Annotated in this window: 17 protein-coding genes; 10 read left to right on the forward strand and 7 right to left on the reverse strand. The window is 39.8% G+C overall.

The genetic code is table 11. The features are described 5' to 3' along the window. Positions 1 to 257 precede the first annotated feature (257 nt). The 3 genes from gyrA to FTT92_RS01795 all read left to right on the forward strand — a co-directional run bounded on the left by gyrA (position 258) and on the right by FTT92_RS01795 (position 4,445). Complete coding sequence (gene gyrA, locus FTT92_RS01785) at positions 258 to 3,242, forward strand: DNA gyrase subunit A (RefSeq protein WP_180113934.1); 2,985 nt, start codon at positions 258 to 260, stop codon at positions 3,240 to 3,242. Between the two features lie 91 nt (positions 3,243 to 3,333). After that, positions 3,334 to 3,804 (forward strand): hypothetical protein, encoded by a 471-nt coding sequence (locus FTT92_RS01790; RefSeq protein ID WP_180132920.1) that lies wholly within the window; start codon positions 3,334 to 3,336, stop codon positions 3,802 to 3,804. A 197-nt stretch (positions 3,805 to 4,001) separates the two neighbouring features. Next, positions 4,002 to 4,445, forward strand: coding sequence for a DUF3887 domain-containing protein (locus FTT92_RS01795; protein ID WP_111883927.1), 444 nt, complete (start codon positions 4,002 to 4,004; stop codon positions 4,443 to 4,445). A 67-nt stretch (positions 4,446 to 4,512) separates the two neighbouring features. Here the strand turns inward: FTT92_RS01795 and gltP are convergent, their stop codons facing one another. After that, positions 4,513 to 5,808 carry a glutamate/aspartate:proton symporter GltP gene (gltP, locus tag FTT92_RS01800; RefSeq protein ID WP_180171277.1) on the reverse strand — a complete coding sequence of 432 codons (1,296 nt, stop codon included), beginning with the start codon at positions 5,806 to 5,808 and terminating at the stop codon, positions 4,513 to 4,515. A 459-nt stretch (positions 5,809 to 6,267) separates the two neighbouring features. Between gltP and FTT92_RS01805 the strand changes: the two genes are divergently transcribed. Further along, a complete protein-coding gene (locus tag FTT92_RS01805) occupies positions 6,268 to 6,816 on the forward strand; it encodes a hypothetical protein (protein WP_180171278.1) in 549 nt (182 codons plus the stop codon). A 119-nt stretch (positions 6,817 to 6,935) separates the two neighbouring features. On the opposite strand, the gene FTT92_RS01810 is transcribed toward FTT92_RS01805, so the two are convergent. The 4 genes from FTT92_RS01810 to FTT92_RS01825 are packed head-to-tail and all read right to left on the reverse strand — an operon-like array spanning position 6,936 to position 11,889. After that, the gene (locus FTT92_RS01810; RefSeq protein ID WP_180171279.1) at positions 6,936 to 8,054 is read right to left on the reverse strand and encodes an ABC transporter permease; all 1,119 of its coding nucleotides are present in this window, start codon (positions 8,052 to 8,054) and stop codon (positions 6,936 to 6,938) included. Continuing rightward, positions 8,051 to 9,181, reverse strand: a complete 1,131-nt coding sequence (locus FTT92_RS01815; protein ID WP_180171280.1) for an ABC transporter permease — start codon at positions 9,179 to 9,181, stop codon at positions 8,051 to 8,053. Before FTT92_RS01815 ends, FTT92_RS01810 begins: the two co-directional genes overlap by 4 nt. Further along, positions 9,181 to 10,380 (reverse strand): HlyD family secretion protein, encoded by a 1,200-nt coding sequence (locus FTT92_RS01820; RefSeq protein WP_373684087.1) that lies wholly within the window; start codon positions 10,378 to 10,380, stop codon positions 9,181 to 9,183. The genes FTT92_RS01815 and FTT92_RS01820 overlap by 1 nt, the downstream gene beginning before the upstream one ends. Positions 10,381 to 10,401: 21 nt before the next feature. Further along, positions 10,402 to 11,889 carry a TolC family protein gene (locus FTT92_RS01825; protein WP_180008317.1) on the reverse strand — a complete coding sequence of 496 codons (1,488 nt, stop codon included), beginning with the start codon at positions 11,887 to 11,889 and terminating at the stop codon, positions 10,402 to 10,404. 348 nt (positions 11,890 to 12,237) lie between these two features. Here FTT92_RS01825 and serC point away from each other — a divergent pair, with 348 nt between their 5' ends. Continuing rightward, the gene (serC, locus tag FTT92_RS01830; RefSeq protein WP_111884024.1) at positions 12,238 to 13,317 is read left to right on the forward strand and encodes a 3-phosphoserine/phosphohydroxythreonine transaminase; all 1,080 of its coding nucleotides are present in this window, start codon (positions 12,238 to 12,240) and stop codon (positions 13,315 to 13,317) included. A 606-nt stretch (positions 13,318 to 13,923) separates the two neighbouring features. Here the strand turns inward: serC and FTT92_RS01835 are convergent. After that, positions 13,924 to 14,856, reverse strand: a complete 933-nt coding sequence (locus FTT92_RS01835; protein ID WP_180171282.1) for a hypothetical protein — start codon at positions 14,854 to 14,856, stop codon at positions 13,924 to 13,926. Positions 14,857 to 15,122: 266 nt separating this feature from the next. Here FTT92_RS01835 and FTT92_RS01840 point away from each other — a divergent pair, with 266 nt between their 5' ends. Continuing rightward, positions 15,123 to 15,611 (forward strand): YaiI/YqxD family protein, encoded by a 489-nt coding sequence (locus FTT92_RS01840; RefSeq protein ID WP_373684088.1) that lies wholly within the window; start codon positions 15,123 to 15,125, stop codon positions 15,609 to 15,611. A 5-nt stretch (positions 15,612 to 15,616) separates the two neighbouring features. Further along, positions 15,617 to 16,522: a DMT family transporter gene (locus tag FTT92_RS01845; protein ID WP_180171283.1), complete on the forward strand. Its 906-nt coding sequence runs from the start codon at positions 15,617 to 15,619 to the stop codon at positions 16,520 to 16,522. A gap of 7 nt (positions 16,523 to 16,529) precedes the next feature. Here FTT92_RS01845 and FTT92_RS01850 read toward each other — a convergent pair whose 3' ends face one another. Beyond that, on the reverse strand, positions 16,530 to 17,099 hold the full coding sequence (locus FTT92_RS01850) for a PilZ domain-containing protein (RefSeq protein WP_078192054.1): 570 nt from the start codon (positions 17,097 to 17,099) through the stop codon (positions 16,530 to 16,532). Between the two features lie 28 nt (positions 17,100 to 17,127). Here FTT92_RS01850 and FTT92_RS01855 point away from each other — a divergent pair, with 28 nt between their 5' ends. The 3 genes from FTT92_RS01855 to FTT92_RS01865 all read left to right on the forward strand — a co-directional run bounded on the left by FTT92_RS01855 (position 17,128) and on the right by FTT92_RS01865 (position 21,605). Next, positions 17,128 to 18,363, forward strand: coding sequence for a lipoprotein-releasing ABC transporter permease subunit (locus FTT92_RS01855; RefSeq protein ID WP_078190389.1), 1,236 nt, complete (start codon positions 17,128 to 17,130; stop codon positions 18,361 to 18,363). Then, entirely contained in the window at positions 18,356 to 19,039 is a 684-nt protein-coding gene (gene lolD / locus FTT92_RS01860) for a lipoprotein-releasing ABC transporter ATP-binding protein LolD (RefSeq protein ID WP_168378071.1), read from the forward strand. The genes FTT92_RS01855 and lolD overlap by 8 nt, the downstream gene beginning before the upstream one ends. 106 nt (positions 19,040 to 19,145) lie before the next feature. Next, complete coding sequence (locus tag FTT92_RS01865; protein ID WP_180171284.1) at positions 19,146 to 21,605, forward strand: DNA internalization-related competence protein ComEC/Rec2; 2,460 nt, start codon at positions 19,146 to 19,148, stop codon at positions 21,603 to 21,605. The last annotated feature ends 24 nt before the right edge of the window (positions 21,606 to 21,629 follow it).

A 21,629-nucleotide genomic window follows, 5' to 3' on the forward strand; every position in this document is an offset into this window, starting at 1 on the left:
TTCGAAAAGAAATCTTTTGAACATTAAACAACCTCTATTCGTAGAGGTTTTTTTCACAGCAAATAAAATCAAAATGCTTAAAATAAATACAAAAAATCATGGTTCTAGTGCAAGATGATTGGCACAAAAATCAGGGTTTTTATGCTATACTGTCCGACTTGATTTTTGATATTGGTTCAGTGTTTTTTGAACTAATTTTTACAGATTTACGATATATAAATGCGGGCAGAATTCTGCTTGTATAACAAGGAGTATGCATGAGCGTATCGGAAATTAGACCGATTGCCATTGAGGATGAACTGAAGAGCTCATATCTCGATTATGCAATGAGCGTGATTGTGTCACGTGCGTTGCCAGATGTCCGAGATGGTCTCAAACCTGTTCACCGTCGTGTGCTTTTTGCAATGCACGAATTGGGCAATGACTACAACAAAGCTTACAAAAAGTCTGCCCGTGTAGTCGGTGACGTCATCGGTAAATATCACCCACATGGTGACTTAGCTGTATACGAAACCATTGTTCGTATGGCTCAAGATTTCAGTTTACGCTATCAATTGGTTGATGGTCAGGGTAACTTCGGTTCTGTCGATGGTGACAGTGCAGCAGCAATGCGTTATACCGAAGTTCGTATGCGTAAATTAACCCACGAACTTTTAGCGGATCTTGAGAAAGATACCGTAGAGTGGGAAGACAACTACGACGGTTCTGAACGTATTCCACAAGTCATGCCAACACGTGTGCCTAACTTGTTGATTAACGGTGTAGCTGGTATTGCAGTAGGTATGGCAACGAACATGGCTCCGCATAATATGACAGAAGTCATTAATGCATGTCTTGCTTATGCCAACGATCCGCATATCAGCATTGAAGGGTTAATGGAACACATTTCTGGTCCAGACTTCCCTACAGGCGGCATCATTTACGGTAAATCAGGCATTGTCGATGCGTACCGTACTGGTAAAGGCCGTTTGCATATCCGAGGTAAATATCACATTGAAGAAGACCAAAAGTCGGGTCGAAGCACGATTGTCTTCACTGAAATTCCTTATCAAGTTAACAAAGCAAAAACCATTGAACGTATTGCTGAGTTGGTTAAAGAGAAAAAACTTGAAGGTATTTCTGAACTTCGTGATGAATCAGATAAAGAAGGGATGCGTATTGCAATTGACTTGAAGCGTGGTGAAAACGCCGAAGTGATTGTAAATAACCTATTCCAAAATACCCAATTAGAAAATTCATTCAGCATTAACATGGTCTGCCTCGATAATGGCCAGCCTAAGTTAATGAACTTGAAAGATATTATTGCAGCGTTTATCCGTCACCGTCAGGAAGTGGTTACACGCCGTACCATGTTCGAATTGCGTAAAGCACGTGAACGTGGACATATCTTAGAAGGTTTGACGGTTGCTCTTGCAAATATCGATGCGATCATTGAAACCATCAAAACATCTGCAAATCCAAGCGAAGCGCGCGAACGTTTACAAGCGGGCGAGTGGGCAGGCGGAGGTGTTGTTGCCTTGCTTGAAAAAGCAGGCGCGGTATCTGTCCGTCCAGATGAAATTGAAGGCGAAGATCCAGCACGTCCATTTGGTTTAACAGGTGATATTTATCGTCTGTCTCCAACCCAAGTGGGTGCGATCTTAGAACTTCGTTTACATCGTTTAACTGGTCTAGAACAAGACAAGTTACAAGCTGAATATACAGAAATTCTTGGTCAAATTGCTGAATACACGGCAATTTTGAACGATTTCAACTTATTGATGAACGTGATTAAAGAAGAATTGGCTTTAATCCTTCAACAATATGGCGATGCACGTCGTACCGATATCGTGGAATCACGTATCGACTTCTCTCGTGAAGATTTAATCCCTGAAGAGCAAATGGTACTAACTGTTTCTAAATCAGGCTATGCAAAAACTCAACCATTGTCAGACTACGCTGCACAGCGTCGTGGTGGACGTGGTAAGTCTGCAACTTCAATGAAAGAAGACGATTACATCCAACATTTGATCGTGACTTCAAACCACGCAACAGTGCTTTGCTTTACCAATGTGGGTAAAGTTTATCGTTTGAAAGTGTATGAAGTACCTCAAGCATCTCGTGGTGCGAAAGGTCGTCCGATGGTGAACTTATTGCCATTAGATGAAAACGAAACCATCACCGCTATTTTACCTGTGGTTGATGCGCCGAAGAAATTTAAAGAACGTTTGGCTGACTTTAAAGCATTTGTAAAAGCCAATAGTGCACAGCTACAAACCAATGAAGTGATTAATAGTCATTTTGCTGGCTTAGAAGCTGCGCTTGCTGAGACTGAAGACGGTGCAGATGACTTGTCTGATGCATTACGTGTTCAATTGAAACAGTTGGGCTTAGAGCTTTCTACCACTGATCTTGATGATGAGATCATCAATGACTTCGCACAACAAGCTGAAGCGGTTCGTAAAAACTTCTATGTATTCATGGCGACTGAATACGGTACGATTAAACGTGTTGAACTAGAACAATTCTCGAATGTTCGTTCTAACGGTCTACGCGCGATTGAGCTCAATGGTGATGACACCTTAATTGGTGTTGCCATTACCGATGGCGAACAACAAATCATGTTGTTCTCAAACGAAGGTAAAGCTATTCGTTTTGCAGAAACTGATGTGCGTTCAATGGGTCGTTCTGCCAAAGGTGTTCGTGGTATGCGCGTGACCATTGGTGCAGCTGCTCAAGCAGAAGACGCTGAGGATGCTGATGTAGAGTCTGATGATGAAGATACCTCTGATTCAGCTCTCATTAGCCGTATAGTGTCATTGGTGGTTGTTCCGGAAACTGGTGAAGTACTTTGTGCTTCAGCTAATGGTTATGGTAAACGTACACCAGTAGATGACTTCCCAACCAAGAAACGTGGCGGTAAAGGTGTTATTGCAATCAAAACATCTGAACGTAACGGTGAACTTGTTGGTGCGGTAGCGATTGATGCGTCTAAAGAGCTTATGTTAATTTCAGATGGTGGTACGTTGGTTCGTACACGTGCGTCTGAAGTGGCACAAACAGGTCGTAATGCTCAAGGTGTTCGTTTGATCCGTTTAGGTGAAAGCGAAATCTTAGTCGGTGTTGTGGCGATCGAAGCAGTTGAAGAAGACGAAACTTTTGAAGAAGTGGAAGCAATCGAAACTGAGCAACTTGTAGATGACTCAACGATTATTGATCAAAATGACAATGAATCAGATCTCAATGAGCCTGAAGAAGACTAATTGAAGATTGAGAAAAGAGGGCGCTACGGCGTCCTTTTTGATAGATGAATAGTATTAACAAAAATTTATATAAACAAGAATAGTGACTTAAATGTATTTCAAAAAATTAATTAGAACCAAAGGAATAGTCATTTGTTTTGCATTAATGGGATGTAGTGAGCCGACGTCTGTAGAGTTTAATGAAGGTATAAAAAAAGAATCATCTATTCCTTATAAGCTGACACCTTTGCAACTTAAACACATTGAGCAATTGTATGTTGCTATACGTGATAAAGATTTAGATCAAATCCAGAAAATAACAGATGAGAAGTTTTATCACGCTTTGTTAGAAGATCCAACATTATTACCAGAAATATCTTCATATATTCCATATTTTGAAAAAGTTTTAGATTATAAAATGTTGGAATATAAAAGTATTAAAAATAGTGTGCATGGTGAACTAATTGAAGCAAAGCTTAAGTATGAATACGAGCAGCAAACTGTATTTTACACCGTATTATTTAAACAAGATGATCCTTTGGCTAAAATTATCGGTAGTCATCTAAAGTTGGTACTTAAATAAACCCTTAGAATTTTCAGTGGTACTTTATTTAAATACATTAAAAGTGAAGCTCATTTACCTTGCGTTAGTGAACAGAGTTTAATTTAATGTACTGTCAACAAGTTGGAAAGAGAAAAGTTAAAGAGATATCTTAATTTTAATATCAACTTTGAAGTTTTATATATACTCAAAAGCTTAAATTAGGAATAAGTGTGGTTATGAAGGCAAATTTTTTGTTACTAGGTTGTGTCATAGCGTTGTCAGGTTGTGACCAAATTGGCCAAAAAGCATTAAATGCAATACCAGACCCAAGTGTTGAACAGACTGAAGTAGCCCAAGCTGCCTATGATCAATTACGTGAAGGCAATTTTGATAAGCTGTACACTTACTTTGAACCAGAACTCAAAGCGAAGTTTGAACAGAATGAAAAAGAGCTGCGTAAATTTGCACGAGGTATTCCGAAACAAGATTACTCACGTAAAAATATAGTGGCTAAGCACATTGAAAAATCGACTGAAAAGCCGTCTTTATATACAGTTACTTATGAGTACGGTTATACCAATAAAAACCTTGTACAGTATGATGTAAGTTTTGATAAACCCGCAGGAAGTAACAAAATTCGAGATTTTAATATTTCAGTTTTTGGCGAAAAAAATAAATAAAATTAGGTAAAAAATAAAACAAAGCTGTAAAAAAGGACGCCTAAGCGTCCTTTTTTATGTCATCAAATTAAGCGGCATCTTTTAGATTAGAGGCATAATTTTTTTGTTTTTCAGTATCAAATTGGCCTTCCCATTTACTGATCACCAGTACTGCAAGCGCGTTACCAATCACATTCAGTACAGTACGTGCCATATCTAAAATACGGTCAATACCTGCAATGAATGCCAGACCTTCAAGTGGAATACCGACACTACCGAGAGTCGCCAGCAAGACCACGAAAGAAACGCCAGGTACACCTGCAATCCCTTTAGAGGTAATCATCAAAGTCAGGACCAGAATCACTTGTTGGGTGATTGTCAGATCAATCCCGTAAAGCTGAGCAATAAAGATAGCCGCAATACTTTGATATAGGGTCGAACCATCGAGGTTAAATGAATAGCCAATTGGAATCACGAAACTGGTAATCGGTTTCGGAGCACCATAAGCTTCCATTTTTTCCATAATACGGGGGAGGACGGTTTCAGAACTTGCAGTTGAATATGCGAGAATCAATTCATCTTTTAAGATCTTGATAATGGCCCAAACACTGAAGCTACAGAATTTAGCAACTGAACCTAATACAATGAAAATAAAGAAGAATATTGCACCATAAACTAAAACTGCGAGTTTAAGCAGTGGCACAAGAGAGCTGAAGCCGAAATTCGCAACAGTCGCTGCAATCAAGCCGAATACACCAATAGGTGCAAACATCATGATCATGTGAGTAACTTTAAACATCGTTTCAGAAACAGCGGTCAACACTTTAATTAAAGGTTGTTTTACTTCTTGATCAAGCGCACCTAAACCTACACCAAACATCACAGAGAAAAAGATGATTGGGAGCATTTGACCACTCGTCAAAGCTGCAAAAAAGTTAGATGGAATAAGTGAAAGTATTGTTTGAATCAAACCATGAGAATGTTCACTGACTTCATGTGTTGTTTCTTGATACTTTGAAATATCGACTTGCGTCAATGCAGACATATCAATGCCGGCACCAGGTTGGAATACGTTGGCTGCAACTAAACCGACTAAAATAGCAACGGTGGTAATGATTTCAAAATAAATAATCGTTTTGAAACCAAGTTTACCTAAGTTACTACCGTGACTTGTATTGGCAATACCTAAAATAAGCATCGACACAACAAGCGGAATAACGATCATCTTAATAAGGTTAATAAAAATTGAGCCCAAAGGCGTCAAAAAGTTATTAACTAAAGCATCACGATATTCAGGAGAATAGTGTAGGAAAGCACCAACAAGTATACCTAGAATGAGAGCAATCACGATTTGCCAGGCAAGGCTCACCTTAATCTTTTTCATACATCAGCTCTTATGTCAGATTTGGGAGAAAAAAGCCCACAGTCATCCACGAACAAATGTTGCAGACAGACTGAATCCGCCATGACAAAAAGTTCTGAATAATTTGGGAGATAAATACGATAATATTTTGCAGTTTATATGAGAATACAGCCAACCATTTTGATCAAAACCAAACTGTTTGATCGATAAATTATCATTTTTAGTTGTATAAACGATTCGATTGTTAAATTTAATTTATAAAACGAATAAAATTGAGTTATTAATAAACACTTCACAAAATCTCTGATTTACCTAGAAAGATCGAAAAACTAAATGTGAGCCTGTATTTTTCATTTTTATATAGAAGTTTGCTTTATACTTGTGAGGCAGATAAATCAGTGAAAATTCTATAAATCACACAGATTATCTGAAATGAATTTTAACTTTATATATTTTAATAATAAGCAGAGGGCTTGTACGGTGTTGAAAAAATTAGTCGTCATCATCACTTTAATCTTACCTATAACGGCTTGTGAAAAAATTGGCGATTTCTTGATTGCAAAATTCGAATCAAGCCTACCAAGTGAGACAAGCTCACAGCGTACCAAGTCAGAAAAATTATTCGCAGCACTACACCAACCCCATCAAGACAGCTTTTTGGCATTGGTTGAAGAAAATGTTCGTGATGCGATGCTAGCAGATCCAGAGCTGTTTTCACGTATGAAAAAGCTGATTCCTGCAGGTCAACCTAGCGCTGAAGCGCAAGTGATTCAGCGAATGGCAAATACTCGGCTGGGAGAAGGTAAGACCACAACGATTGTGTATAAATATGATTATCCGCAAAAAGAACTGTATATGAGTGTGGTCTTTGCAGGTCATGATGGGGACGATAAAGTGAAAGGATTCTGGCTTGAAAACGCTGCAGAAAAAGAATCAGATGATTTGGTTACTGAGATCACTTCAGATGCAGATGATTTTAATATTCAAGTGGATGAAGCATCGACTGTGACGCCAACAGCATACAGTTAATAGGTGGCAGAAAGCATTAAAATTTGAGACATGATTAGATACAAAGCGTTCGAGTCCATGATGAATAGATTTGAACGCATTTCGCCTGAGATCAGACATGTCTTACAGCACAAAAAGCTTTATCTTTTGGCAAACTTTAAACGCCAGACAGCAAGACATAAAAAAATCAGTCCAATACTTGTGAGGTAAAGCAGTTTTGGGATGACGATTACTGTAGGCACACCCATCTGATTGAGTTGAAGGAACATTTGAATGCCTTGGGTTGACGGCAACACCTGAGCAAGTATTTGCATCCATTCAGGCATAGCTGCATGTGGCCATGCCGTTCCCGAAAGTAGAAATAGCGGAATAGAACTAAAAACGATGACATGTCCTGCACGTTCTGGCAGGTCAAGAAAGGTGGCTAGATAGAGCGTCATCGCAATAATACAACTGAGGAAGATGGGTACAGCAATGAACATACCCCAAAAATTTCCACCTCGAGGATAATCATTCAGCCAAAAAGTAAAACCAAATAAATAGAAGCATCCCAACGTTCCAATGGTCAAAATACACAAGAAGATGCCAGCCAATTGTGTATAGCTCGGACCCCAAGTGGTGTTTTGTCGATAGGTTGCAATCAGCATGCACAGACCCAATAAAATCGTCTGATGAATAATTAAGGGTGCAACCGCTGGGAAAATATAGCTGCCATAGCCTGAAAGTGGATTAAATAATGGAATCTTATGAATCGACAAAGCGGGGCTAAAATCGGATATGTTCTGGAATTTTTCTGCATATTCGACGAGGGCATTTTCTATAGAGCTGGCTAAACCTAAGCCAATTTTTTGAGTCTTTAGAAAATTTGCAGCACTGAGATATAAACCAATTCCACCGGTTTCACCACGACGAATGCTATTTGAAAGATTACTCGGCAGCAGTAAAATCCCGTCAGCTTGCTGACTTCTGAGCATATTTTCAGCTTCAGCAAAATTACCAGTCACAGCTCGAATTTCTACATTGGGACTATTGGCTACAGCACCAATAATCGTATTAGTGAGTATGCTTTGTTCCTCATCCACCACAATTATAGGGAGCGATTCTGCGTGTTCCGCTTGATAGGCAATGGGATAAAAAAAACTGTAAAGAAAAACAGAAAGCACTAAAGTGGTAAAAATCGAACTGTGCTTCACAATATCTTTAAAGGTTTGAATATAGTGTCTGAGCAAATTTGATAGAAATGACGCGATTACATTCATATGACTTGCTCCTTTAGTACTTTACGTAGAAAGAAGCTGGCAAGAACAAAATAGAACAGACAGTAAATGATCAGGGTGACAAGCGGTGTGATTGAAATGGAGATTGGGCTACCAATGACCCATTGTTCTGTTTGTAACTTGGCATAAGGCGTATAGGGAATAATATTGGCCCAGAACTTTGTAAACATTGGCGCGTTATTCAGCGGCAATGTCACCCCTGCAAAACTCAGTGATGAGCCCCCATATACAGCAATAAAACCAAAGGACTTGGTGAGATCACGTGTCGCCAAAACTACAGTAGAGCTGATAAAGGCATAGGCTGTATAAAAAAACAATTGCCCGAGCAAAATTAGCAATAATGAACCCTGAACAAACCATCCTCGAAACTGGATTAGCCACAACATCCACACCCAAGTCCAAGCGGTAAAAATGAAAACATAACTGAGATTTTTAGCGATTAAAGCTTGAAAGACAGAACTTGGATTCACCCATTGATTTACAGTGCCATATTTGATTTCTTGACCAACCGAAAATGCGACACAGCAACACAGTAATAAATGCAGAATCGCAGGAATCATATAAGGCTCTAAATAGAACTCATAATTTAAACCCGGATTATATAAGGGTGAAATTTTAACATTGGGCGTCGGTGCATCGAGGTAGGGGATGCTATTTTCTAAATACTGATGACCACTAAAATCGGCCATGGCTTGAAATGTGCTTAGCAACATGGCTGATGAAATACTATTGCCGACACTAAAATAGCTTTGGTTATAGGCAATGCTGACTTCTGCATCTTTTGCTTGAACCAGTCGTTGCTCTGCGCCAGCAGGAATATGAATATAGCCCCAAATGTGGGTTTGATTTATCAGCTTTTCAGCATCGTCCATACTAGGTGTAATGGTGGCTACTTTTAACGTATGGTTGAGCTGCGCAAAATGGGTAATGTTGCGACTTAAACTACTTTGATCTTGGTCTATGATCGCGATGGGTAAATGATCTGGTTTGCCTTGAGCAAACATATTGGTAAAGAGCAAAATCACAAGGGCGGGGGCAAGTGTGACCATACACAAGTCCCATTTGTGCTGCATTAAATAGCGAAACTCACGCAGAATGCCCCTAAACATTATTTACGCTCTTCAATTTTAAACAACACGCTCATACCCACTTTTAAGTCAGCAATCGGTTGAGCGGGTTTTAGTTGGACTTTAAAACTACGAATGTCATAGCCGCCCGTTTGCCGCGTGGTTTTAATCGTTGCAAATTCACCTTCGGCTTCGATGTGATCAATTTTAAAATCGGCAGATTTGTTCAGTGCGGGTATAAATCCATGCATGGTCTTGAGTTGATACACTTGAGCATACTGGTCTTCACGGACATTTAAGCTAATCCATAAGCTATCATCTTGAATCAGGCTTACAACGGGCACACCCATCGCAACTAATTCTGAAACTTTGCCATAGGTTTTTGAAATGGTGCCATTAGAGGGTGCAAATAACTTTGTTTCAGCCTCAAGTGCATTGGCTTCAGCCAATGCGGCTTGCGCAATCTTGACTTGGGCATCTGCCGAGCTTTGTTGTTGCGGTGTACTGCCACGTTTTGCACGCGCATATTGTTGATAAGACGCTTCTGTCATTTGTGCAGCAGACACTGCGGCAGCTTGCATTTCATCACGGCGTTGTCGTGAAATCACACCTTCTTTATAGAGGTTTTGACCACGTTGGTAGGTGGTTTGCGCCAATTGTTGCTGTGCTTTTAGACTTTGCCAATTGGCATACAAACTATCAATATTTTCTTGTTGAGAGCCGCGTTCAGCTGTGGATTGCAGTGCTTGCGCAGATTGGAGTGCAGCTAAAGCCTGTTGTTTTTTTGCATCGACTTCAGGGCTGGTTAAACGAACCAGTGCTTGACCTGCTTGTACTTTTTCACCGTCATGCACATATATTTCTTCGATACGACTGGGTACTTTGGTACTAATGTGGATGGTTTCAGCCTCAACTCGACCTTGTAATTCAACCTGCTTGGGCTGATAACTTTTCCATAAGCCAAATGCAATCAATGCTAAAAGTAGTATCAATATAATGCCAACTGCAATTTTTATCAGTATAGATTTCTTATGTTGGTCTTTTGTTGGGGAGAAAGAGTGGTCTTGCTCTAGAGACGTTGAATTAACAGATTCTGTCGGCTTTTTATCCATCGCGATTTCGTCTTGCGTACTACTGTTTTCCATAACAGGCTTTGGTACAACCGTATCATTTGTTGATGTAACAGATGATTTATCCTCAGTTGAGGTGTCTTTTGGTTGATCAGTTGAATCCTGATTCATGTGCATTTCCCCAGTCTAAGTTTAACGGATGTAATCGGTGTGTGATTGATTGATATAGCTTTGGAACTGGTCAATGCTCCCGTGACTTTGTAGCAGTGTTGCGAGTGACATCACGTATTTATAAGCATTGAGCGCCATTTCACTTTGTAGCCCGCTCAGTGCATTTTGTGCATCAATCACTTGTGTGGCTGTTCCCATATCTTCTTTAAATGAAAGCTGTTGAATTCTTAAATTTTCTTGAGCAGCTTTTAGGTTTTGCTGCAACAACAGGTGACTTTGTTGAGCGCTGGTGACTTCATTAAATGAGCTATAAATCAGGCTTTCAATTTCTTGTTTGGTACGCTCAGTCATTAACTCAGATGCATAGCGTTGAAGTTCAGCAGCTTGTACGGATTTGTTTTTATCAATACCTGAAAATAAGTTGTAGCGAGCGGCAACACCAACGATCCAGTTTTGTTTATCGTCGAGACTATATTCGCCAAATGCAAAGACGTTGGGTTTTTTTGCTGCGCTTTGGGCTTTCACATTGGCACCGGCCAATTGACTGTCCAATTGCATTTTACGCACCAAACTAGACTGATCCTGATAACTTTTTAGTAAGGCGGTTATATTTTGATTGTGTTGCTGATTGATAAATAATGGCGTTGAAAGATCAGTAATTTGGCTGCTTTGCATTAAGTTGTTTAACTTAAATAAGCTAGAGCGGAGATTCGCTTCAGTATTTTGAAAAGTTCTGAGCGCATTATTCTTCGCCACTTCAAATTGCATACGCTGGCCTTTGCTAATGAAACCCTGTTGTTCCATTTTGAGTGCATTGGCATAGTGTTGTTGCATCGCATTTAAATTGAAGCGGCTGCTTTCGACTAATTTTTTTTGTAATTGAGCATTGAAGTAGGCTTGGATTAATTCAAAACGTTGCACATCTTGTTGTTGTTCACTGCTTATCGCGCTGCGTTTGGCTTGGATATTGGCAATTTCCTTGGCGCTAGACGTTAACCCACCGGTATACAGCGGCATCATTACGGAAACGGTAGGGCGGATCACTTGATCATCTAAGACCACTTGGGAAGAATCTGGAATTAATCCGACACCATCACGGATTGGCTGTTGCAGACTGTCTTTTAATGGGTCTGCCAAATCACTCGGTAAGCTTTCATCAATTTTATTATTAATGCCATTACTCAGCGTTTGTTCTAAGTTGTTTTTTAAGGCGCCGAGAGGAATATCGAGTTCATTATGAAAGGCATAGGCACGGACGTTTAAATCCACACGAGGTAAACCAAGGCCTTTAATGGCCTGAGCTTGAAGTTCGGCAGATTGTTGTAGCGCTTGGTTGGCCTGAGTACTATACGAACTAGTGAGTAGACTTTGTTCTGCTTGGCTATAACTGATACTTTGCGCAAGTACCGTGGGGCTAAAAAAGCCACTGAAACAACCAAGGCCAAGCAGTAAACCTGAACGAAATGTATGTTTAATTTTTATAGAATAATCTGTTCGAGGTAAAGGCATAAAAACACACTCACAGCTAGGATGGGTTCATTATAGTCATTGTGATGAAGTTGGGTAAATTCACTAAGTTGTTGTATTGTTTCATATACATATGTAAATGAATTTTATCTTCGCAGCGCACGTCATTTTTCTCACATCAAGACCTTAAATTAGCATCAATTCAAGGGATAAAAAATATCAGTAAATCTAATAATTTGAATTAAGAAGAATTAATTTTGATCTTTATTGAAAATTTGACTTCAAATGTCAGACAGCATTGGAATATTTTCAGCTTTAACTACTGCAAGCACGCGTCAGATATGGTTAAATGCCATCATTTTATTGTGTTTCACTTTGAAAGGAAAACTCATGCGCGCGTACAACTTCTGTGCTGGTCCTGCTGCATTACCCACTGCCGTTTTAGAAAAAGCTCAAGCTGAAATGCTTGACTGGCAAGGCAAAGGCCTTTCGATCATGGAAATGAGCCACCGTAGTAAAGACTATGTTGCTGTGGCAGAGAAAGCAGAAGCTGATCTTCGTAAGCTGATGAATATTCCAGACAACTATAAAGTGTTATTCCTTCAAGGTGGCGCATCACTTCAATTCTCTGCGATCCCATTAAACCTATTGGGTAAAAACAGCAAAGCAGACTATATCCACACTGGTATTTGGTCTGAAAAAGCGTTGAAAGAAGCACAGCGTTATGGCGACATTAATGTCGTTGAAGCGGGTACCACCATTGACGGTAAACTTGCGATTACTGATCAAAGTACTTGGAACTTATCTGATGATGCGGCTTATGTGCATTATGCAGATAATGAAACCATTGGAGGTCTTCAGTTTGCCAACATTCCTGAAACAGACAAGCCATTGGTTGCCGATTTTTCATCAAGCATTTTATCTGCACCATTAGACGTCTCTAAGTTCGGTTTAATCTATGCAGGCGCTCAGAAAAATATCGGTCCGGCTGGTTTAACTTTAGTGATTATTCGTGATGATTTATTGGATCAAGCGAAAGCAGATATTCCAAGTATCTTGAAATATTCAGCTCAAGCGAAAAATGGTTCAATGGTGAATACACCATCAACTTATGCATGGTACTTATCTGGCCTCGTTTTTGAATGGTTACTTGAGCAGGGCGGTGTAGACGCAATATATAAAGCGAATATGGCAAAAGCTGAATTGCTTTATGGTTATATCGATTCAAGCGATTTTTATGCAAATCCAATTGCAAAAGAATTCCGTTCAATAATGAACGTACCATTCACTTTGGCGAATCCAGATTTGGAAAAACAATTCTTGAAAGAAGCTGAAGAAAACCACTTGCTTAATTTAGCCGGTCACCGTTCAGTGGGTGGTATGCGTGCAAGTATTTATAATGCTGTTCCGCTAGAAGGTGTTCAAGCACTGGTTAACTTTATGGATGACTTTGCAAAACGCAACGCATAATTGTAAAGGCATAAAAAAACCGGCAAATGCCGGTTTTTTTTATTGAATAGATTAAAAAATAAAAGTATGTAAAACGTATGCACAAATCAGCATACCTAACATAAAAAATAAGCAGGACATTGGCTCGATTTGATATCGAGATTCCATGTGATGGTCAACTTGCGATAAGTTTTCTTCTTGCACGACTTTCATAGATATTCTTTCCGATCTATTTATCGTTAATTACTATTTCTTAAACGCATTTTTAACATAATTATTTGATTAAATAAAGTACTATCTGCCGTAAACTTACTAAACTATTTAGTTTATTTAAAAATAAGCAACTGAATTGATAAATTTAGTTTCATAAATTTCCTATCTTATTTATTTATATTAGATTTTTATATTTTATCCTTTGTAGATGGATTTATTTAGCAGCATTATTTTGAATTTAATATTGTGGATAAGTTATTTTAATTTGAATTTAAAAATAGAATATATTGACTGGTTTATGGATAAGAAATATTCAATCATTTAAATATTCAGCGCATACACATGATTAGCGAGAAATAAAAAAACCGCACTGAGGCGGCTTTTTTTATTTGAAATAGGGTTTTTGAATTCAAATTAGGCAGATTTCGCGTAAATATTGGCTTGTATCCACAGGTTGCCACGAATATATTGCCCAACATTGAAATCTTTATGCGCCGGATTTCTTGTTGCAACACGAACAATCACCGCTTCTTGGTTTTCTTCGTGGATTAAGGTCACATCATACAGCGTATAGTCTTGCTCTTTAAATTGCATGGCAGTTTTGCCAACAATATGCCCTTGGAACCATGCTTCGTCTTCTTGTCCGAGGTTTTCACCATATAGGTATGCAACCATTTTAGAAAAATCGACGGTGACTGGTGCTTTGTCATCTTCAGACTTTGGTTGCCACGCTTTAATTTGTTCGTGTAAGTCTGCAGGGGCAATACCATTATTTGCTGCCAATATATCGTTTAAAGCACGATGATGTTTAATCGATGCAGGATCATCAACAACAAGCTGTTCATGTTCTGCGACAGCTTCGAGTTCATAGGCCCAAGCATTGAGTTGCACACTGTAGGTTACATCTTTTTCATATTGGTCGTGATTGACGCTATATAAACTATCAAAAGCATACACACTGGTATTTGCGCCTAAGTCGAGGCAAAGCACAGCTTGCGTATTGGATTTACAGGTAATAATACGTTCAATGGTGGCTTTGGTTTTATATGGGCTATCAAAACTTGGAAATGCAGTTTTAACGGCTTTAGGTTTATTATTTTCTACAGCAATCACTTGGCAAAGTTGAATAGACGCTTGAGATGGACCTTGAATCAGCCATGTACTTTGATCCATATCAGATTCTTGTGCACATAAGCCCATCGGCATAATGGGTGCATCCAATGCCTGACCCAGCCAAACTGGTACATCCGTTGTCGGGTTGCCTGTAAGCAAATTCCAATGTTCAACATGACTACCAAAAGTTTGATCTTCAATAGTGATAATTTCAGGGCTATTTTGTTTTTTCATATGCACAATTGATATTGGGTTGGTTTCATAATTAATAAATCGAGGGTTATTTGAAATTTTCAAGTCACCGACGTCATATTTATCATGAAATCATGCATAAAAAATATTTTCAGTAGGATTTAAATGTTAAAGCATTGGAAAATAGGCTCAACTTTGGCTCATTTTGCAGCTTTTCGATTCTCATGATTAGAGAAATGTAGATCCATTCAGCGGATGCAGATCCCCAAATTGTCATGTAGATTTGTTACTATGAGTTATGTTTAAAAGTGAATGGAAAATCAGTGCTACCATTTAAATTATGGGTGGATGCAGATGCGTTACCACGCATTTTACGTGATGTAATTATTCGTGCTTCTGATCGTTACCAGTTAGAAGTCACTTTTGTCGCCAATCAAAATGTTGGGATAACGCCTTCGGTCCGAATTAACTCGATTCAAGTCATGAGTGGGGCAGATGCAGCGGATAAAGAAATTATTCAGCGCATGAAAGAGCACGACATCGTGATGACACAGGATATTCCACTTGCTGCTGAAGTGATTGAGCGGGGCGGTATAGCGATACATCCTCGGGGTGAGATTTATACCACAGCAAATGTCAAAGCACGTCTACACTTACGCGACTTTATTGATACTTTACGGGGCGCAGGTGTGCAAACCGGTGGTCCAGCCCCGATTTCAGAACGTGATAAGCGCGAATTTTCTAGTAGCTTAGATCAAACCATTCAAAAGCAAAAACGTAAAACGGCGCAGAAGTAAAAACCATGCCATCTAAAACAAATCTAGCGACGACCTATGCGTTGTTGGTGTTCATTTGGTCGACCACGCCACTTGCCATCGTTTGGAGTGTCAGTGATATCAATGCGTTTTGGGCACTGACATTACGCTTTTTTATCGCATTACCCTTGGCTTTCGCATTATTGTTTATTTTTAAACATAAACTGCCGATGGATAAAACCTCCCTGCACAGTTATTTGGCAGGGGCGTTTAGTTTTATTGGTTCTCAAATTTTTACCTATATGGCAACGGCCTATCTCAGCTCAGGCATTATTGCCCTGATGTTTGGTTTAGCGCCAATTATGACGGGTCTGATTGGTCGTTTCTTCTTTCATACCTATCTGCATCGCTTGCAATGGATTGGGATGTTGATTGCCGTCTGTGGTTTAGCCATTATTTGCTTAGGCGGCAGTGATCAGCACGTACAGCCTGTTGGCATCGTCTTAATGTTAATGAGCGTATTCGTCTACTGTATGTCGATTTTTTGGGTGAAAAAAGTCAATGCGCCATTGCAGCCCATGTCTCAAGCCACAGGTTCGATTCTTATCTCAGCCCTATTTTCTGCTGCAATGCTACCTTTTATTTGGCAGTATGCACCTACACAGATGCCTTCAACTAAAGCGCTCATCGGCTTATTTTATGCAGTGATTATGGCTTCATTGATTGCCATGTTTTGTTATTTCAAACTGGTACAAAACATCAAGGCGACAACTTTGTCTTTAACAACGGTACTCACACCCATGCTTGCTATGCTCTTTGGTGCTTTACTGAATGATGAAAAATTATCATTGATGGTTTTACTTGGTGCTGTGATTCTATTATCAGGCTTGTTTGTTTATTTTTATAAAGATTTTCGGGCGAACAGAGAGCTCGCCCACAAATTAAAACATTGATTAAAAATCACTCTTTGTTTTGGGTCAGTGCGATACACTCTGCAAGTTTGACGCGGTCTTGAGGGAGCAGTGTGATAAAATAGGCACCCGTACGGTATAAGTTGCTTTCTTCTTCACGGCTATAAACCACTTGCGCAGTTGCCGCAATATGGAAGAAATTTTCAGGGTGGCTTAAGGTCACATGGATATAAGTACCTTCTTTAATCGCGCGTTCGCTAAAAAAGCTCAAACCAGTCTCGGAAAAATTCACATGCTCAGGCACTGGTAACATGCTTTGTACAATTGCGTCGTATAAAGAACCCGTAATAAGGTTTAACTTTTGGTTAAATAAGGATAAGATTCGAGCAATTTGTTGATCTTTCTCAGCTAATTGTTCTAATTCGTAGTTGAGTGCATGATCAAATTGATCTAATTCAGCAAGTAGTAGAAAATAGCGCGGCAATACAAAATTAGGATCGTAAGGATCATTCAGTGCAACATCATCAGAGATAATCTGATAGTTGATGCGCAAAGCAGCATCGATACGCGACATTACACGGCGTTCAGTTTGAACGCTTTGATGCTGTAAGTTTTCCATAATATATATTACCTCGGACTAGATGGTTATGTTTAAACCAATCTCGCTGTATATAGGGTTGAGATACACTCGCGCTCGGCGCAGTAACCACTTTATTTCTTTTATTGCTTTGGTATCCATGATCGGCCTCACGCTTGGTGTGGCAGTCCTTATTACAGTTTTATCTGTGATGAATGGTTTCGATCGTGAGTTGAAAACTCGTGTCTTAGGAATGATACCTCAAGCCACTGTTTCTTCAACACAAATTTTAACAAATTGGCCTGAACTTGCAAAAAAAATTGAGCAGCATGAGCATGTTCAAGGGGTCGCACCATTCACCCAATTACAGGGAATGTTGACGGCACAAGGTCAAGTGTCTGGCATTATGGTCAGTGGGATTGAACCGCAGTATGAAAAAAAGGTATCAATTATCCAAGACCATATGGTGGAAGGCAGTATCGATAACCTGAAAAAAGGTGAGTTTGGTATTGTCCTTGGCAAGCAAATGACAGATGCCTTGGGCTTAGGTTTAAATGACAGTGTGACCTTGGTGCTTCCCGAAGCAACACCTTCTCCGGCTGGCGTTGTTCCGCGTTTTAAACGATTTAAAATTGTGGGTATTTTCAGTATTGGTGCAGAAGTTGATTCGATGATGGGCTATGTAGCCCTGAACGATGCGTCGACTTTATTAAGACTGCCAGATGGTGCACAAGGCATCCGTATGAAGTTGGATGATATTTTTGCAGCGCCACAAGTGTCTCAAGAAATTGTGCGTGATTTACCTGCAAACTTTTATGCTTCAGATTGGACTTATACGCACGGTAATCTGTTCAGTGCGATTCAAATGGAAAAGGCAATGGTAAGTTTATTGCTGTTCCTGATTGTATTGGTTGCAGCATTTAATATCGTGTCTTCATTGGTGATGGTGGTCACTGATAAAAAATCCGATATTGCCATTTTGCGTACTCTAGGTGCTTCACCGGCTACAATCACGCGGATCTTTATGGTGCAAGGTACAGTGATTGGGGTGATTGGTACGGTGTCTGGGGCAATTTTAGGGATTATTGCTGCATCTAGTATTAGTAATTTAGTCGGTTGGTTGAATACAACATTGGGCTTAAATATGTTTGATGCTTACTTCATCAACTATTTACCGTCTTATTTAAGATGGCAAGATGTTGTGGTGATTGTGTCCTTATCATTGGGTCTTAGCTTTATCGCGACTATTTATCCGGCTTTACGTGCAGCTAAAGTTCAACCTGCAGAGGCTCTACGCTATGAGTAATTTAGTTTTAGATGCCCAAAACATTACCAAATCTTTTACTGATGGGAAGTCTACAGTCGATGTGATTCGTGGACTTTCATTACAAGTCAAAGCAGGTGAGTTTGTTTCGATTGTGGGGTCAAGTGGTTCTGGTAAAAGTACGTTGTTGCATGTATTGGGTGGCTTAGATCGTCCAACATCGGGTCAAGTGATGATTAATGGTCAACGCTTTGACACTTTAGGTGAAGCAGAGCGTGGTTATATCCGTAATGAGCATTTAGGTTTTGTATACCAATTCCATCACTTGCTGCCTGAATTTACCGCCTTTGAAAATGTGGCAATGCCATTGATGTTACGTAAGTCGAGTAACTTCAAAGAAGTGAAGCAGCAAGCTGAATATCTTTTGGAACGCGTTGGACTTTCCCACCGCATGACGCACAAACCGGGTGAGCTTTCAGGCGGTGAACGTCAACGTGTGGCTTTGGCTCGTGCATTGGTAGCAAGACCTAAGTTGATGATGGCTGATGAGCCAACAGGGAACTTAGACCGCAAAACCGCGGTGAGGATTTTTGAGTTGTTGTCTGAATTACGTAAAGAATTTAACATGGCAATGCTAATTGTGACCCATGATGAATATTTAGCTCAATCTGCTGATGCGATTTTGCATATGCAAGATGGTTTATGGGTAGATGACTAAGCGCTAATTTGATTTTGTAAAAAATTAGTGGATTAAGATTGTTTGATTGAAGCTCACCGCGGTGGGCTTTATTATTGCCAGCACATAATAAAAATAATGACGACTCATGTTACAAAGTTTTTGTATTGGCTGGATTTTAGGTATTTCTTTTATGGGGTTCATGTTTTGGAATCCACAACTCTCGACAGCTCAGTTGCTTTTTATTGTCCTGATTTGGCTAGTGCTACAGCTCTACATTTCACCAAAACTAAAAAGTATCTTTTCGAAAATCTTACAGCTCAGTACAAATCTTTGCATAGGTTCAATTCTCGGTTTTAGTTTCGCCAATACTCAACTCGATCAGCGTTTGGCATTGGTTGAACATCAGAGCAGACAAGGCGAGTTTATTGCGTATATTCCACAGATCAGCCAACTCAAAGACCAAGCAATTCAGCAAAAAATTGAAGTGCTCAATCTGAATCAGCAGATTCAATATTTTATGGCGTATTTACCCAAGTCAATTTTGCAAAGTCATGAGCAGACGATCCAGTTGGTCCCTGGACAATATTATCGAATGTATGGTGAGTTACGGCCTACGCAGAGTTATGTGACCGAAGGTGCATTTGATCAAGAACGGTGGAGCATACAGCAAAATATACATGCCAGTTTAAAGGTGAAGTCGGTGGAATTAATACCACCTCAACATGTGATTGCGATGGGCTATGGGCAGCAGTATCAACGACATCAAGGTGTGTTGCATCAGTTCAAAATAAAAGTCGAACAACAACGTTTATATTTAAGAGCGTTTATATATCAACAACCACTACGAAATCATGGCTTGCTGCTAGCACTGCTTACAGGCGATAAAAGTTTACTCACTGAAGGCACCAGTGAATTATTTCAACGCTTTGGGATGAGTCATTTATTGGCGATATCTGGTCCACATGTACTTGTTTTTGCCAGCATGCTTTGTTGGGTGATGCAGTTAGCTATTCGAAAATATTGTCCCAAAATTTATCTCAAATGGCCCAAACAGTATGTTTTGGTCGTGCCCTTTATCTTTTGTGTCCTTCTATATTGTGCATTTACCGGTTTTGAAATACCGGCACTGAGAACGCTGACGATCTGCCTAGTCGCCAGTAGCATACTTTTGTTACGGCAAACCATTCAGCCTTTTCAACTGCTGGTTTTTAGTGCCGCAATTTTATTGCTTGTGGATCCCTTTAGTATTTTATCCGCGGCATTTTGGTTGTCTTATGGCGCATGCTTTATTTTACTGCGGATTTATCAAACCTTAAGGAAGCATTTACTGGCTCAAGCGGAAGCCAGTTTTTGGCAAAAGTTAAAACATTCAATGTGGTTGATGGTGGAATCACAATGGAAAATCTTTATCGCCTTATTTCCATTGATGGTGATTTTTTTCAAGCAAGTCACGTGGATTAGCCCATTAAGTAATTTATTTGCCATCCCGTGGTTAGGGGCAGTGGTGGTTCCTTTAGATATCATCGGAGGGGCACTTTCTTATATTTCTACACCTTTAGCGCATTTGGTTTTTTTATTCAATGATCTGTGTTTAGAAGTGTTACATGTATTTCTCTATGGCTTAGATCGACTCTTTGCACCAAAAATGCAAGATGTCGCATTGACGTCAACTCAAATCATACTGTTGCTACTCGTTATAGTAATCTTATTTTTACCTGAAGGTATCTTGCCAAAATATTGGGCGGTCATTGCCTTTTTTGCTCTGTTTATCCCATGGAGAAATTCAGCAAACTTTCAACTTTCAATTTTAGATGTGGGGCAAGGGCAGGCGATCTATATCCGTTCTGTAGATCATCACATGATGGTGGACTTCGGTGGAAACTATGACGAAAGTCAATTTAGTGTCGGGCAGAATATCATCCGGCCATTTTTGAGTGTGAATGGTGTCCATCGACTAGATCGGGTGTTATTGACTCATTTAGATCAAGACCATAGTGGTGGCTTTTTCTCATTGGAGCAACAGCTTGATATTGGGCAGCTTTCAAGTAATGAACGGGTACAAACCCCGAACCAAGCTCCACAGCGTTTATGTCAACGTGGTCAGCAGTGGAATTGGGATCAGCAAGTCTATTTTGAAATACTCTCGCCAAAGCCTGAAGATCTGACAGATGCTCATTGGAATGCCAATGAACGCTCTTGTGTACTGTATGTGACGGTCAAAGGCGTCAATGGGCCACGACGTTTTCTATTGATGGGGGATGCGGGTTGGGAGACGGAATATCAAATATTACGAGATTATCCAGACCTAAAAGTCGATGTCTTGGTACTTGGACACCATGGTAGTCGGCACAGTTCATCCTATGCATTTTTAAACCATTTTAAGCCCAAGTTGGCGATTGCTTCTGCCGGTCGGTTTAATCGTTATGGGCATCCAGCAAAGATGACCCAAACACGACTCAAACAATTAGATATTCCACTCTTGCAAACTGCACAAAGTGGAAGTATTCATTTCAAGCAAAATAAAAAGCAAATCGAGTTGATCGAAGAGCGAACAAAGTATAAATGGCTCGATCTATATCGCAGGCTATCAAAAGAAGCCGAATAAAGAAACTCGCTCAAGGGCAAGGCG

This window comes from Acinetobacter sp. YH12023 (assembly GCF_013420135.1).
GTDB classification, from domain to species: Bacteria; Pseudomonadota; Gammaproteobacteria; order Pseudomonadales; family Moraxellaceae; genus Acinetobacter; species Acinetobacter amyesii.